This window comes from Aneurinibacillus sp. REN35 (assembly GCF_041379945.2).
In the GTDB taxonomy this organism is placed as follows: domain Bacteria; phylum Bacillota; class Bacilli; order Aneurinibacillales; family Aneurinibacillaceae; genus Aneurinibacillus.
Genome location: NZ_JBFTXJ020000024.1, coordinates 23,269 through 36,524, shown reverse-complemented (window position 1 = coordinate 36,524; position 13,256 = coordinate 23,269). Strand labels below are relative to the sequence as shown.

The 13,256-nt window shown below is 47.2% G+C and carries 13 protein-coding genes; 3 read left to right on the top strand and 10 right to left on the bottom strand.

All coding sequences use genetic code 11. The annotated features are described in order from the left end of the window. The coding region (locus AB3351_RS23280; protein ID WP_371149503.1) for an aldehyde dehydrogenase family protein at positions 1-346 on the bottom strand (346 nt) is incomplete at its 3' end. A gap of 275 nt (positions 347-621) precedes the next feature. On the opposite strand from AB3351_RS23280, the gene AB3351_RS23275 reads away from it, so the two are divergent. After that, on the top strand, positions 622-1,107 hold the full coding sequence (locus AB3351_RS23275; protein WP_371149502.1) for a GAF domain-containing protein: 486 nt from the start codon (positions 622-624) through the stop codon (positions 1,105-1,107). 40 nt (positions 1,108-1,147) lie between these two features. Here AB3351_RS23275 and AB3351_RS23270 read toward each other — a convergent pair whose 3' ends face one another. Further along, positions 1,148-1,474 (bottom strand): hypothetical protein, encoded by a 327-nt coding sequence (locus AB3351_RS23270; protein ID WP_371149501.1) that lies wholly within the window; start codon positions 1,472-1,474, stop codon positions 1,148-1,150. Between the two features lie 81 nt (positions 1,475-1,555). Further along, positions 1,556-1,903, bottom strand: a complete 348-nt coding sequence (locus AB3351_RS23265) for a carboxymuconolactone decarboxylase family protein (protein WP_371149500.1) — start codon at positions 1,901-1,903, stop codon at positions 1,556-1,558. 311 nt (positions 1,904-2,214) lie between these two features. On the opposite strand from AB3351_RS23265, the gene nhaC reads away from it, so the two are divergent. After that, positions 2,215-3,654: a Na+/H+ antiporter NhaC gene (gene nhaC / locus AB3351_RS23260; RefSeq protein ID WP_371149499.1), complete on the top strand. Its 1,440-nt coding sequence runs from the start codon at positions 2,215-2,217 to the stop codon at positions 3,652-3,654. A gap of 58 nt (positions 3,655-3,712) precedes the next feature. Here the strand turns inward: nhaC and AB3351_RS23255 are convergent, their stop codons facing one another. The 7 genes from AB3351_RS23255 to AB3351_RS23225 form a co-directional block, all read right to left on the bottom strand. Beyond that, the gene (locus AB3351_RS23255) at positions 3,713-4,441 is read right to left on the bottom strand and encodes a LutC/YkgG family protein (protein WP_371149498.1); all 729 of its coding nucleotides are present in this window, start codon (positions 4,439-4,441) and stop codon (positions 3,713-3,715) included. Beyond that, complete coding sequence (locus AB3351_RS23250) at positions 4,434-5,942, bottom strand: LutB/LldF family L-lactate oxidation iron-sulfur protein (RefSeq protein WP_371149497.1); 1,509 nt, start codon at positions 5,940-5,942, stop codon at positions 4,434-4,436. Before AB3351_RS23250 ends, AB3351_RS23255 begins: the two co-directional genes overlap by 8 nt. After that, positions 5,939-6,673, bottom strand: a complete 735-nt coding sequence (locus AB3351_RS23245; RefSeq protein ID WP_371149496.1) for a (Fe-S)-binding protein — start codon at positions 6,671-6,673, stop codon at positions 5,939-5,941. The genes AB3351_RS23250 and AB3351_RS23245 overlap by 4 nt, the downstream gene beginning before the upstream one ends. A gap of 90 nt (positions 6,674-6,763) precedes the next feature. Next, positions 6,764-8,428 (bottom strand): L-lactate permease, encoded by a 1,665-nt coding sequence (lldP, locus tag AB3351_RS23240; protein WP_371149495.1) that lies wholly within the window; start codon positions 8,426-8,428, stop codon positions 6,764-6,766. 154 nt (positions 8,429-8,582) lie between these two features. Then, positions 8,583-9,284, bottom strand: a complete 702-nt coding sequence (locus AB3351_RS23235) for a FadR/GntR family transcriptional regulator (RefSeq protein WP_371149494.1) — start codon at positions 9,282-9,284, stop codon at positions 8,583-8,585. A 189-nt stretch (positions 9,285-9,473) separates the two neighbouring features. Continuing rightward, positions 9,474-9,956, bottom strand: a complete 483-nt coding sequence (locus AB3351_RS23230; RefSeq protein ID WP_371149493.1) for a CcdC family protein — start codon at positions 9,954-9,956, stop codon at positions 9,474-9,476. A gap of 194 nt (positions 9,957-10,150) precedes the next feature. Beyond that, positions 10,151-10,321 carry a hypothetical protein gene (locus AB3351_RS23225; RefSeq protein WP_371149492.1) on the bottom strand — a complete coding sequence of 57 codons (171 nt, stop codon included), beginning with the start codon at positions 10,319-10,321 and terminating at the stop codon, positions 10,151-10,153. 150 nt (positions 10,322-10,471) lie between these two features. On the opposite strand from AB3351_RS23225, the gene acnA reads away from it, so the two are divergent. Then, positions 10,472-13,204, top strand: a complete 2,733-nt coding sequence (gene acnA / locus AB3351_RS23220; RefSeq protein ID WP_371149491.1) for an aconitate hydratase AcnA — start codon at positions 10,472-10,474, stop codon at positions 13,202-13,204. The last annotated feature ends 52 nt before the right edge of the window (positions 13,205-13,256 follow it).

The following is a 13,256-nucleotide window of genomic DNA, read 5'->3' as shown; positions in this document are numbered from 1 at the left end:
CAGAGAATTCATGCTTGCGGCGGCGCATCATCGCGGCGGCTTTGAACAGATAACCCGCCCGCTGTTCTGCCGGAACGCGCGACCAGGTTGTAAAGGTCGCAGCAGCGGACTGCATCGCTTGATCGGCCAAGGCTTGATCCGCGCTTGAGAGCGTGCCGATGACTTCTTTTTTGGCTGACGGATTCACGGAGACGAGACGTTCATCGGTCATGATTTCTTCGCCTTGAATGACGAGCGGGTAGTCACGGCCCAGTTCAGCAGACACCTTCTCTAGTGCGTCATTAATCGCTTTCATGTTGTTCTCTTCCGCAAAGTTGGTAAATGGTTCGGGACGATATGGGATCATAGTTGTAACTTCCTCCTGTATCACTCTTTATTGTTTGCTTTTTAACTTTGCAATCTTCATGCCAATCCTATTCATTATTTATTCCCTGAGATTTTCTGCATTTCCTATCTCTATTGCCGCAATCATCATTTGCTGCAAAAATATATTGCGTATAGGAGTGCAATATATTTTTGCTGTGTAAGTACTACGCCCTCTTTGCATCTCTCTCCTCCCGATCATGTATGGGTATGGTATGATAGATATGTACATTTTGTTGCAAAGAAGGGATGAAGAGAATGTTTGAAGTAAAGAAATACGCAGCATCCCGCGAGAAGAATTATGAACTCGTCGGCAAACAGCTTACTGCATTAATCGAAGACGAACCCAATCGAGTCGCTAACTTGGCCAATGCTTCCGCATTGCTTAACCAGTTTCTTGACCGTATTAACTGGGTTGGATTCTATTTATATGATGAAACCGAAAATCAGCTCGTATTAGGCCCATTCCAAGGACTACCCGCCTGCGTTCGGATTCCACTTGGCAGAGGCGTATGCGGCACGTCGGCAGATGAGCGCAAAACACTTCGTATAGCAGACGTCCATCAATTTGCAGGTCATATCGCCTGCGATGCCGCCTCTCAATCAGAGATTGTCATACCCATTGTTAAGAACGGAGCGTTACTTGGCGTTCTTGATATTGATAGTCCCGAAAAAGATCGCTTCGATGAAATCGATGAAAAAGGACTTGAAGCATTCGTTGCTATTCTTACCGAATATTTATAATAAAAACAGCCGTCCGGACATGTTCCGGATGGCTGTTCATTTATCTGCCTTCTTCTTTTTTACGGCCGAGACTTTTGAAGTTTTCGGCTACCTCTTTGGCTTTCGCCGTCTCTTCCGTAATGCCTCGCTTCATTAAATCGAGATTCTTCTGAATGGAAGCAAGACGTTCATCCTTCGTGCGCTCTTCCTCACCGTCCTCTGTCTTGGCCCTATCGCCTTCATATAAGCCTGGCATCTCAGCACCACGTCCGAGACGGCGCTGTGCTTCACGGGATTCACTAATCTGCGGGGTATCTAGCGGGTCCCACTCCTTTACTTCCGCCAATTTACCCTTTTCCACATCTTTTTTATGCTTTTCGTCCGCCATGAGTCGTGCCTCCTTTTTTGTTCTCTTGTATATCCTTACCACCTAGTTGAGATGCACAAAACAAAAGCGAATCGATGGGGATTACTGCACTTGGGTTTTGAATTCACTTAGCGCATGCTGTACAAGCGGCAATTGGGAGAAGGCAGAGCCTCCCCGCAGAGCAGCCGTTACTTGAAGCGCCTCATAAATTTCCTGCTCACTCGCGCCTTTATGGAGCGCCTCCATTGCATGGTAGAGAATGCAGTATTCGTCCTGAGAGGCGAGACTCACACCAAAAGCAATCAATTGCTTATCTTTTTGCGATAGAGCGCCTGCTGCAAAAGATACACCGGTAAACTCATTGTATGCGCGGGTAAAATTCGGACTCATGTGCTCGAATGTGCCGACACTTTCTTTGTAATCATGAATCGCTTGTGTGTATTGGTTCATTGTTTCTCACTCCATCCGTATAGTGTGTATTACTATGTGTAGTATGTTCCAGCATCCCTGCTGATTATCCATAGAGATAAAAACGGCAGCATATTGCAAAGCGCAAAATAAATAAGCAAATCGCTCATTTATTTTGCGCTTTGCATAATTTGTTTGCACTTTATACGAAAAAGTTTTTTGATAAAATAAAAAAGTCTGTCTATTTAGCGAAACATTAGGCGGAATATTTTAATGAAATGCTTTTTGGCACTATAATTGCAAAGATTTAATGCTAAAAATAATACATCTATACACCAAGGGGGAATATCAATTTGAGCAACAATGAGGCACGCCCGGTACCATTTATCCTTGCTATCATTCCTTTACTGACAATGATCGGTGCGATGGCAATAACGATCATTCAATTTGAAGGAAGCCCGCATATTCCGCTCATTCTCGGCACCATTGTATCCGCTTTCATCGCTTGGCGTCTCGGACACAAATGGGATGAGATTGAAAACGGTATCTATCATGGGATTCGATTAGCCCTTCCTGCAATCGTTATCATTATTATGGTAGGTATTATTATCGGAGCCTGGATTGGCGGAGGCGTGGTCGCCACTATGGTATATTACGGATTAAAACTAATTACTCCGTCATTTTTTCTTGTTTCCATTACATTAATTACGGGCATTGTCTCGCTTGCAATCGGAAGCTCCTGGTCTACTATGGGTACGATCGGTGTCGCGGGCATGGGGATTGGAATAAGTATGGGAATCCCGGCTCCAATGGTGGCCGGCGCGATTATTTCCGGTTCTTATTTCGGTGATAAGATGTCGCCGTTATCGGATACGACAAACCTTGCTGCCGGTGTATCAGGCTCCAACCTGTTTGAGCATATCAGACATATGTTTTATTCAACCATTCCCGGCTTATTGATTGCCCTTGCCGCATACTGGTATCTCGGACGGCAATTTGCTTCTACCTCTATGAATAGTCAGGATATCACTTTCGTTATGGCGGAGTTGCAGAAGCAATTTGTCATTAGCCCTTGGCTTTTACTCGTACCTGCTGTCGTCATTTTGCTTGTTGCGCGTAAAATCCCGGCTCTTCCGGCTTTAACCGCAGGTGTTGTTCTTGGCTTTTTGGCCCACATTTTTGTTCAGGGAGGGAGTGTGCATGAGGCGGTAAATACGCTGTATGGTGGATTTAAGATCGAATCGAATAATAAGCTGATTGGTGAATTATTTAACCGTGGCGGGATTGAAGCGATGATGTACACCGTGTCACTGACGATTGTTGCCATGACATTCGGGGGTGTGTTGGAGAAGACGGGCATGCTCAGAGCGATTGTAGATAAAATCCTTCTCATCGCCAGAACAGGAAAACAGCTTGTTATTACGACCGTCGCCTCTTCATTCTTTACCAATGTAGTAGCAGCGGAGCAATATATCTCGATTGTCGTTCCGGGTCGAATGTATGCCAAAGTCTATCGTGAGAAACGACTGCATCCAAAGAATCTATCACGAGCATTAGAAGATGGAGGAACACTGACATCTCCATTTGTCCCTTGGAATACATGCGGTGTATTTATTCTATCTACACTGAGCGTACATCCGTTTGCCTATGCACCGTACGCCGTATTAAACTATGTCGTTCCGATCATCTCAATTATTTTGGCTGCAACCGGCTTTACGATTCAGAAAATTACAGATACTGAGGCCAAACAGTTAGAACGTAGAGAACAGGAAGCACAGTCACAGCCCATGTAGTTACGTATAATAGTAAAGAGCCAGACCAACGTAAAAGGGTCTGGCTCTTTTTCCATTCTTATGCATCGAGAATGAGTGCATGAACGATCCCTGGACCGTGCACTCCAATCGTTAAGTCGTTCTCAATATCCGCAGAACGGCTCGGTCCACTGATAAAGTGCACACCCGCAGGAAGCTTATTACCAAAGCGGCGTGTAAGATCATCCATCACTTCGCCCATCCTCGTCTTCATATCACTTGCGCGAAGCACAGCGATGAACACCGTTGGCAGAAGACTTACCGACCTGCCTTGTGCAGGCCCGGAAATAGCGACTACCGTTCCTGTATGAGCAATTCCATATTCGACGACAGCTATACCGATATCAGCTCCGGCGGCTTTGGCAAGCAAGTCCTCCTGCGCCTGCTCATTCCATACTGTCATCTCCACATCCGGCAGATTCTGCTCAACACGCAGCTCATTCAAAAGCGGATGATCAAAACGCAGCATGTACTTCGCCTTCATTGTTGTGGCTAGATTTTCAATATAGGTACGCAGTGCATTTTCATCCTTGCATCGCTCCGCATGGCCACCCATGCTTGTCCAATTGGCCATAAACAGTTCCACTCGCTTCTCATCAGACAGCTCATAGCCAAGCCAAAAATCAGGCGCGCCCCGGAACGGATGCGCTGGAGCCTCTGTCACACGCGGCCGATTCAAGCGATTTGCAATATGGGTAAAGAATTGTTCCTCTTTTTGCATCGCTTGCTCATCCAATCGACGGATGATATTCTCATCCTGCTTATTCATGCCGCTCTCCTCCCTGCTTCTGTTTGGCTGCCTTTAACCTTTTCAGCACATCCGGCTCCATCTCAGGTTTACTCGCCTCAAGCTCTTTGGATAAATTCTTCCACGAATCACGGAACGAGTGCTCGGCTAGTGCTGGTGCATGTCTGTGCGTCGTCCATCCTTTAAGCGGACCAAGCTGTGAGGTAATAGCGCCGTTACGCACCACTACTCTCTGGCCTGTCTTGCCGACGTTTAGGACCCGCTTGAAGCGGCGGTGATTCGACATAATGTATTTAAAGCCTTTAAATGCAAGCCGCTCCGATGCAGGTGTGTATCCTTCCTCGACTTTTTGACGACGAATATAGACGAGCATATCATGCAATGGGATTTTGACCGGACACGCTTCATAGCAAGCGCCGCACAAGCTCGACGCGTATGAAACCTCGCCCCACTTCTCCATATCCTGGTTCAGACGCGGTGTAAGCACAGCACCGATCGGACCGCTGTATACCCATCCGTACGTATGTCCGCCAACATGGCGATAAACCGGACACGCATTAAGACATGCACCACAGCGAATGCAATTCAGCACTTCCTGAAATTCCGGATCTCCTAACTGAGACGAACGTCCATTATCCAAAATGATAATATGCATCTCTTCCGGACCATCCGAATCACCTTGCCGACGCGGCCCGGTAATCGCAGACATGTATACGGTTAGCTTCTGTCCAGTCGCCGAACGCGGCAGCATGGTAGCCATGACCTCCAAGTCGGCCAGCGACGGGATGATCCGCTCCATTCCCATATACGTAATTTGTGTTTTCGGCACGGTACTGACCATACGGGCATTTCCTTCATTTGAGAAAAGCACCATGGAGCCTGTTTCTGCAATGGCAAAGTTGCACCCTGTCATGCCGATGTCCGCCTCAAGAAATTTCTCCCGCAGCTTCGCGCGCGCAAATCCTGCAAGAATCGGTGTATCCGGCGGCAATGTCTCTCCTGCTTCTTCAGAGAATAGGTCGGCTACCTGCTGCTTATTCTTATGAATGGCCGGAATAATAATATGGGACGGCGTCTCTCCGGCAAGTTGAATAATATACTCGCCAAGGTCGGTTTCAATCGCTTCCACGCCCGCCTCTTCCAGCCTGTGGTTGATATGCAGTTCTTCAGAAACCATGGATTTTGATTTTACGACCGACTTTGCGCCCTTCGCTTCTGCAATCTGCATCGTAATATCAACCGCTTCCTGTGCAGTTGATGCAAAGTGGACATGCACGCCAACTGCCCGGGCATTTTTCACGAATTCGGACAGGTAATAATCGAGATGAGCAATCGTATGCAGGCGAATGCTGCGGGCGCGGTCACGCCATTCTTCCCAATTGCCCAATTCGTCCGAAGCGAGTTTTTTGGAGGAGCGCAGTTTCTCGGTTGTGTATTTTACCGCATTGCGCAAGAACTCATCATTCAAGGAAACTTTGGCACGTTCTGTAATGTTCATTGTCGGGTTAAATGTTGTACTCATGCTTGTTGTTTCACCCCTTCATACAGCAATTCTGCCAGATGCATCACGCGTACGGGCTTTCCTTCATAATGCAGGCGACCTCCAATGTTCATCAGACACCCCATATCCATACCAACAAGCACCTCGGCTTGTGTCTCCACAACATGCTGGGCCTTCTCTTCTACCATAGCACCGGATATATCGGACATCTTAACGGCGAAGGTTCCCCCGAATCCGCAGCAATCCTCAGCAAACGGAAGATCAATAAGTTCCATTCCCTTTACGCTTTCAAGCAGTTGGCGCGGCTCTTCCTTAATACCGAGCAGCCGGCTGCCGTGACAGGAAGGATGGTACGTAACCTTATGCGGAAAACGAGCCCCAATGTCTGTCACACCCAACACATTAACAAGGAATTGGGAGAATTCATATGTCTTATCAATAAATTGCTGCGCCCTCTTCTGCATAACTGGGTCATTCTTGAAGAGCACCGGATAATAGTGATGAATCATTCCTGTACAGGAGCCGGATGGCGAGACGACAAAATCGCTATCTTCAAACGCATCAAGAAGCGTCGTAGCGCTAGCGCGTGCTTCATCCCAATATCCGCTATTGAAGGCAGGCTGTCCACAGCATGTCTGCACCTCCGGAAAATGAAGCTTCACACCCTGCCCGGCAAGAATACGGGCCATCGCTTCCCCGACACGCGGATAAATAGCATCAGATAAACAGGTAATAAAAATGGAGACCTTCACAGGAGTCCACCTCCAAATATAAAGTAAGAGGGAAAGCCGCTATTCGATTGAACAGCGGCGACTCCCTGATTCAATATGTCTGTTTGCTTTCTATGGAAGCATCCAAGTTAGGTAGTACGCTTGAACATACGTGATGATACCAACTAATGTGGCAAACAACAGACTATGCTTTACCGTAAAACGGAAGAGATCAGATTCTTTACCTACAAGTCCTACGGCCGCGCAGGCAACCGCAATGGATTGCGGTGAAATCATCTTACCTGTTACCCCACCAGTTGTATTGGCCGCAACCAGCAGCGTCTCATTGACACCAATCTGCTGTGCCGTTACATTCTGCAGGCTACAGAACAAGGCATTACTAGACGTATCCGAACCGGTAAGGAATACTCCAAGCCAGCCTAGGAATGGCGAGAAGAACGGGAACAGACCGCCGGCAGCCGCCAGTACTAATGCCAGTGTAGATGATAGACCGGAGTAGTTGGCAACCATGGCGAAGGCAAGAACCAAACCGATGGAAAGAATCGGCTTCTGTAATTCAACAAGCGTTTCTTTGAATGTCTTCCAACCGTCACTCGGCTTCATTTTCAATACAAGCATAGAAATAATTGCGGCAATAAGAATCGCAGTCCCGATAGCGGACAGCAAATCAAGTTTAAATAATGCTTCATACGGCGTCGGTTTCGTAACAATAGGCTCCGCTTTAATAACCAGCTTATCTAAATACGGAACGTTAATTTTGATGACGAGCGACTCAAGAAGACCGCCTTTATCAAACAGCATCTTAAACGGCTTCAAGCTCCAGATTGTTACCATAATCGTAAGAATAATAAATGGAGACCATGCTTTAAAAATTTGTCCAGCAGTATACCGCTTCTCAGTATCGACTGTCGCACTTGCTTCTGCTGCTCCAACCCCTGCATTCTCAAAGCGGAAAATGCGCTTTGGCTTCCATACTTTGAGGAATGAGGCCAAGCATATTAAGCTGACCAAGGCAGATGTAATATCCGGAAGTTCTGGCCCAATGAAATTAGCTGTGAAAAATTGGGTAATTGCAAATGAACCACCCGCCACAAGAATCGCAGGCCACGTCTCGCGTACGCCGCGCAGGCCGTCCATAATGATAATAAGCCAGAAAGGAACGATGACAGAAAGCAGCGGAAGCTGACGACCTGCTACCTGACCGATGGCAAATGCATCAAGGCCTGTAACTTTTCCTGCTGTAATAATCGGAATCCCCATCGCACCGAAGGCTACCGGTGCCGTATTGGCGATTAAGCATAAGCCTGCCGCATACAGCGGATTAAAGCCAAGACCCACAAGAAGTGCTGCGGTAATCGCAACCGGTGCACCGAATCCGGCTGCCCCTTCAAGAAAAGCACCAAAAGCAAAGCCAACCAACAGCATCTGCAAACGTTGGTCATCCGTAATCGATACGACTGAAGAACGAATGATGTCAAATTGTCCTGTTTTCACTGTGACTTTGTACAAAAATACAGCGGTTACAATAATCCAAGCAATCGGCCATAGTCCATAGAAAAACCCATAACCTGCTGCGGCAAATGCCATCGGAACCGGCATTTTATAGACAACAATCGCAATGACAAGAGAGAGCAGTACTGTGATAGCACCTGCGGTATGACCCTTCATTCGAAAAACAGCCAGCGCAAGAAAGAAAAAAACGATTGGAATGACTGCTACAGCGGCTGACAGACCCAGGCTCCCCATTGGCTCATATACTTGTGTCCATGTCTGCATGTTATACACCTCTTTTACCCTGAAAATTATATTTCTATATGGTCAGCCTTTCGGCGTGTTCCCTGTACGAACACTTCATACCCTTCAGATCATCTGATAAGTAAGGATAAAAAATGCATCAGGTCATCTGACTTTCACTCTCAGAAGAAAAGTGCTATTTCAGCATCTTTTCCTCCACTCCACACAGATGGGAGAGCATCGCTTGCTCAGCCTGCTCCGCATTCTGTTGCCGAATCGCCTCATAGATGTCCACATGCTCTCTATACAGTGCTTCAGGTACACCCTTCGTCCGGTACAGTTCAAGACGGCTTGCTTTCAGTAAGCGCTCCATTGTCTCTGAGATGGACAACATCACAGTGGTCAGTGTCTGATTATGCGAGGCCGCAGCAACCGCATAATGGAACTTCCAATCGGCCTCATAGCCTAGATCTCCTGTCGGGAGAGCCTGCTTCATCTCCTGCAGCGCTTCTACAATCTGCCCTAGTTCTGCGTCGGTTCGCCGCGCTGCCGCCAGCCGTACGGTGCCGCTTTCAATAATCTTGCGGACTTCAAGCAGCTCGATCACTTCCTGGCGGGTCGAAGGCCGCAGCGATTCGAATGCTGAGATTACCTCCTCTGGATCATGACGAGTTACAAAGGTTCCTTCCCCCTGCTTCATCGTGATCAGACCCAACGTCTTCAATGAACTAAGTGCTTCTCGTACCGTAGACTGTCCTACACCAAGCGTCTCCCCGAGTTCACGCAGAGAAGGCAGACGAGCACCCGGCATATACACTCCGGAAATGATCTGCTCACGCAAGTAATCTGCCACTTCTTCAGATGTCTTGCGCACTTTAAATTTTGGTGACGCTTTCATGGCACTCCCTTTCCTATCAGGTCATCTGATGTATGACCAACGATTCCATCCTACTCTATTTTTCAGTTTTTTGTCAATATTCTTTTTGGAATCGTTTTACTTATTTTTTTCAGCCAATAATAAAAAGGCATCCAACTCTCATACAAAGTCTGACGCCCTGTCCGTTTTTCATATTATGTTCAATATGCGTTATGTTAAAAGGCTATCATCATTCAATGAACGGGATAACTTGGTGTATTCAACATACATAGCGATCCGCCACGGAACAATCATACCAAATGCCAAAATAAAGAATAATCCGGCAGTCTCTTCTATCGTTACATACAGGCCAACATATGATTTCAAAGCGAAACGAAGCACGACTAAGCCAAGCAGAATGAAGACGAATGCTTTCGAACGTTTTAAATAAATATCGTTGCCCACGACCTCAAACCGTGATGTAACGATCAACGGATACGACAGGAGCGTTCCGACAAAAAAAGCGTATAACGCATACGTTATATGTACATGCATAGACGGATACAAGAACATAGCAAAACCTGTACTCATAAAAAATGGCGGTAGGACGATTTTTTTTAGCGAAGCTGGTTTCTTTGAAGCACGCATACGAATAACAAATACAACCGTTGCCATAAACAGCCCCATAACCGCACTTATTATGGTCATACTCATAGGCCATCCTCCTTTAATGTGCGATTCGCTCTTATCCTTTATATGACTTTGCATCTTGCATCGCGCATGTCAAACCTGTCTTTATTATATATAATCCGCAGGGAAAAAAACATGACCATGATCTCCCCCTACTTACAACAAAAAACCGCGGCTCATTAAGCCGCGGCCCTACCTGCTATCTTTGCCTGCATTATTTACAATTCGTCCTGTTCTACATCCACCAGTTCATTACGCTGAACCGGTGTTTCATATGCCAGCACTTCGTCTACTACTCCGCCGCCTTCATCCATCATACGGTCCATACCTTCCGCCACATCTTCCATGAACGTCATTTCCTGCCTGTCACGTGGGTCGAAGTGAGCCATGCTGTATCCTCCTTATAAAAAATTGGCCTACAGTCTTTAGGATAAGGAAAGCGTCTTACTTTATACGTCTATCTTTCCCCACATATCCCTACATGAATCGTACATACTAAATACGGCACAAATTTTTTGGCAAAACGGAGGATATCTGCAATGAATAACAGCCATACACTGCGGGATAAATGCCGGACGAGACTTACAAATTCGGACTACTATTATCGCCTGCAAACGCTTGAGGAGCAGGGAATTGGCCATATATCGAAGCTGCCATTTTCCATTAAAATTCTACTCGAATCCGCGCTACGCAACATGAATGACCGCTCGATTACAGAGGAGCATGTAAGAAAAATCGCTAATTGGAAGCCGGACCCAAAGCCGGAAGAAATGTTCGAAATCCCATTCATGCCATCCCGTGTAATCTTACAAGACTTCACTGGCGTTCCGGCCGTCGTAGACTTAGCCGCTATGCGCGATACCGTCTCAGCGCTTCATCTTGACCCGAAAAAAATCAATCCGTTGATTCCGGTTGATCTTGTAATCGACCATTCCGTACAAGTAGATATGGCCGGTTCAGATATGGCACTGCAGTTCAATATGGAGAAGGAATTCGATCGTAACCAGGAGCGTTATACATTTTTGCGCTGGGCCACACAAGCCTTCACTAATTTCCGCGCTATCCCGCCAGCGGTCGGCATCGTGCATCAGGTCAATCTTGAATATCTTGCTCCCGTCGTTACCAAAAGAAAAAACGGGAACGAAATGGATATCCTGCCCGATTCCCTTGTCGGTACTGACTCTCATACGACAATGATCAACGGACTTGGCGTACTCGGTTGGGGCGTAGGAGGGATTGAAGCGGAGGCATGTATGTTAGGACAGCCCATGTATTTCCTTGTGCCTCGTGTAGTCGGCTTCGAGCTTACCGGTGCACTTCCTGAAGGATCTACCGCTACAGACTTAGCGCTTACTGTTACCAATATTCTGCGGCGAAGAGGTGTCGTTGGTAAATTCGTAGAGTTCTTCGGGTCTGGTCTAAGTTCCATGACGCTTGAGGACAGAGCTACGATTGCCAATATGGCGCCTGAATATGGAGCAACGGCCGGATATTTTCCCATTGATGAACAGACGCTGCGCTATCTTCGTACCACCGGCCGTTCAGAAGAGCAGATCGCCTTAGTCGAGAGCTACACGAAAGCCCAGGGGCTGTTCCGAACCGACGATATGCCAACGCCAGCCTATTCAGAAGTCATCACGCTTGATCTTGGGAGTGTGGTACCCACACTTGCAGGTCCAAAGCGACCGCAGGACCGCATCGAACTTACTTCAATGAAAGATTCTTTCCAAAAAACGCTGCGGACTCCGGTAAAGGAAGGTGGTTTCGGGCTTTCAGAAGAGCAATTGGAACAGGAAGTAACCATTCACTACCAGAACGGGGAGCAGGCACCTCTAAAAACCGGCTCCGTAGTTATCGCCGCTATTACAAGCTGTACCAACACATCCAATCCTTCTGTTATGATCGGTGCTGGATTGGTCGCCAAAAAAGCGGTGGAAAAAGGGCTTACACGCAATCCGAACGTAAAAGCAAGCCTTGCGCCCGGTTCCCGCGTTGTAACCCAATATCTTGACGATGCAGGGCTTACACCATATTTGGATCAACTCGGATTTAATACGGTAGGATACGGCTGTACAACTTGTATCGGTAACAGCGGACCGCTTGTACCGGAGGTTGAGCAGGCAGTGGCTGAAAATGACATGACCGTAACATCTGTGTTGAGCGGAAACCGCAACTTCGAAGGACGGATTCACCCACTCGTCAAAGCCAATTATCTTGCGTCACCTCCGCTTGTGGTTGCCTATGCGCTGGCCGGTACGTTCAATATTGATCTATATAGTGATCCTATCGGTCATAATGAGAAGAATGAGCCTGTGTATTTGCGCGATATTTGGCCAAGCGAGGAAGAAGTTCGGCAGATGATGGCTGCTATTATTACACCGGAGATGTATAAGGAAAAATATAACAATGTCCAGGCATTCAACGAACAATGGAACGAAATCCCGATATCAGCAGAGCAAATTTATGATTGGGATAAGGATTCCACGTACATTCAATCTCCACCATTTTTTGAAGATTTCTCTACAGAAGCACCTGGAATCCATCCGATCATGGGAGCACGCACTCTCGCCCTGTTGGGTGATTCAGTAACAACAGATCATATCTCGCCTGCCGGGGCGATTAAACCCAGCAGCCCAGCCGGCCAATTCCTTCAAGATAAAGGGGTTGAAGTGCGGGACTTCAATTCGTACGGTTCAAGACGTGGGAATCACGAAGTTATGATGCGCGGGACATTCGCCAATATTCGCATCCGAAACCTCCTTGCGCCCGGCACGGAAGGCGGCTATACTACCTATCTCCCTTCTGGAGAGGTAATGTCCATCTACGACGCGGCGATGAAATATAAAAAGGACGGCACACCGCTGGTTATTATTGGGGGAAAGGAATATGGAACAGGCAGCTCACGAGACTGGGCGGCCAAAGGAACACTGCTTCTTGGAGCCAAAGCTGTGATTGCGGAAAATTATGAGCGAATTCATCGTACCAACCTTGTATGCATGGGTGTATTACCGCTGCAATTCGAAGAAGGGATGGGTGCAGAGACGCTCGGAATTACCGGTGAGGAGACGTTTGATATCCCCGAGCTCACGGATGCGATACAGCCCAGGCAGAAGATTGAGATCCAAGCCACCCGGGTAGATGGATCTTCCTTCACGTTCAAATGCATCATCCGTCTTGATACAGATGTTGAAATCGACTATTACAAAAACGGCGGGATTCTCAAGCTGGTACTGCGTAATCTGATTACCGAAGATAATCCTGCGCATGCATAATGCCGCATAATTGAAAAAAACGGAGCAGAAAAATTCTGCTCCGTTTTTTTAT

Excerpts from the sequence above, each read along its gene's own strand:
- lldP (WP_371149495.1), bottom strand. The coding sequence starts at position 8,428 with ATGCAGACATGGACACAAGTATATGAGCCAATGGGGAGCCTGGGTCTG.
- AB3351_RS23265 (WP_371149500.1), bottom strand. The coding sequence starts at position 1,903 with ATGAACCAATACACACAAGCGATTCATGATTACAAAGAAAGTGTCGGC.
- AB3351_RS23255 (WP_371149498.1), bottom strand. The coding sequence starts at position 4,441 with ATGAATAAGCAGGATGAGAATATCATCCGTCGATTGGATGAGCAAGCG.
- AB3351_RS23270 (WP_371149501.1), bottom strand. The coding sequence starts at position 1,474 with ATGGCGGACGAAAAGCATAAAAAAGATGTGGAAAAGGGTAAATTGGCG.
- AB3351_RS23235 (WP_371149494.1), bottom strand. The coding sequence starts at position 9,284 with ATGAAAGCGTCACCAAAATTTAAAGTGCGCAAGACATCTGAAGAAGTG.
- AB3351_RS23225 (WP_371149492.1), bottom strand. The coding sequence starts at position 10,321 with ATGGCTCACTTCGACCCACGTGACAGGCAGGAAATGACGTTCATGGAA.
- AB3351_RS23275 (WP_371149502.1), top strand. The coding sequence starts at position 622 with ATGTTTGAAGTAAAGAAATACGCAGCATCCCGCGAGAAGAATTATGAA.
- AB3351_RS23250 (WP_371149497.1), bottom strand. The coding sequence starts at position 5,942 with ATGAGTACAACATTTAACCCGACAATGAACATTACAGAACGTGCCAAA.
- acnA (WP_371149491.1), top strand. The coding sequence starts at position 10,472 with ATGAATAACAGCCATACACTGCGGGATAAATGCCGGACGAGACTTACA.
- AB3351_RS23230 (WP_371149493.1), bottom strand. The coding sequence starts at position 9,956 with ATGAGTATGACCATAATAAGTGCGGTTATGGGGCTGTTTATGGCAACG.